At 69.1% G+C, this 1174-nt stretch carries 1 pseudogene; it reads left to right on the top strand.

Annotated elements, in window-relative coordinates:
* Positions 1–1174 (top strand): annotated as a pseudogene (locus H8R17_RS45490) (alpha-1,4-glucan--maltose-1-phosphate maltosyltransferase); the annotation flags it as partial.

Genomic DNA, 1174 nt, shown 5'->3' with positions numbered 1-1174 from the left:
GCGGCGGCGTTGACGCCGGAGGTGGACCGGGTGCTGGCCCGCCACCCGCTGCGCGAGCTGGTCACCGCCTCGCAGACACTGCCCCTGCAGGTGGAACGCGAGCGCGCGCTGTTCGGCTCCTGGTACGAGTTCTTCCCCCGCTCCGAGGGCACCGAAGAACAGCCGCACGGCACCTTCCGCACCGCCGCCCGACGCCTGCCCGCGATCGCCGCCGCGGGCTTCGACGTCGTCTACCTGCCCCCCATCCACCCCATCGGCACCACCTACCGCAAAGGCCGCAACAACACCCTCTCCCCCGGCCCCGACGACGTCGGCGTCCCCTGGGCCATCGGCTCCACCGAAGGCGGCCACGACGCCGTCCACCCCCAGCTCGGCACCCTGGAGGACTTCACCTGGTTCACCGACCAGGCCCGCACCCTGGGTCTGGAGGTCGCCCTGGACTTCGCCCTGCAGTGCTCCCCGGACCACCCCTGGGTGGCCAAGCACCCCGAGTGGTTCCACCACCGCCCCGACGGCACCATCGCCTACGCCGAGAACCCGCCCAAGAAGTACCAGGACATCTACCCCATCGCCTTCGACGCCGACCTGGACGGCCTGATCGCCGAGACACTGCGGGTGCTGCGGCACTGGATGGACTGCGGGGTGCGGATCTTCCGCGTGGACAACCCGCACACCAAACCGGTCGTCTTCTGGGAACGCGTGATCGCCGACGTCAACCGCACCGACCCGGACGTGATCTTCCTGGCCGAGGCCTTCACCCGCCCGGCCATGATGCACACCCTGGCCCAGATCGGCTTCCAGCAGTCCTACACCTACTTCACCTGGCGCAACACCAAACAGGAACTCACCGAGTACCTGACCGAACTGTCCGGGGAAGCGGCGGCCTACATGCGGCCGAACTTCTTCGCCAACACCCCCGACATCCTGCACGCCTACCTCCAGCACGGCGGCCGCCCCGCCTTCGAGGCCCGCGCCGTGCTGGCCGCCACCCTCTCGCCGACCTGGGGCATCTACAGCGGCTACGAACTGTGCGAGAACACCCCCCTCAGAGAAGGCAGCGAGGAATACCTCGACAGCGAGAAGTACCAGATCAAACGGCGTGACTGGGAGGCCGCCGAACGCGAGGGCCGCACCATCACCCCCCTGATCACCCGCCTCAACACCATCCGGCGCG

The sequence above is a fragment of the Streptomyces sp. TRM68367 genome (assembly GCF_014495685.1).
In the GTDB taxonomy this organism is placed as follows: Bacteria; Actinomycetota; Actinomycetes; order Streptomycetales; family Streptomycetaceae; genus Streptomyces.
Note: the sequence above shows the minus strand (reverse complement) of the source record. Positions and strands in the feature narration are given on the sequence as shown.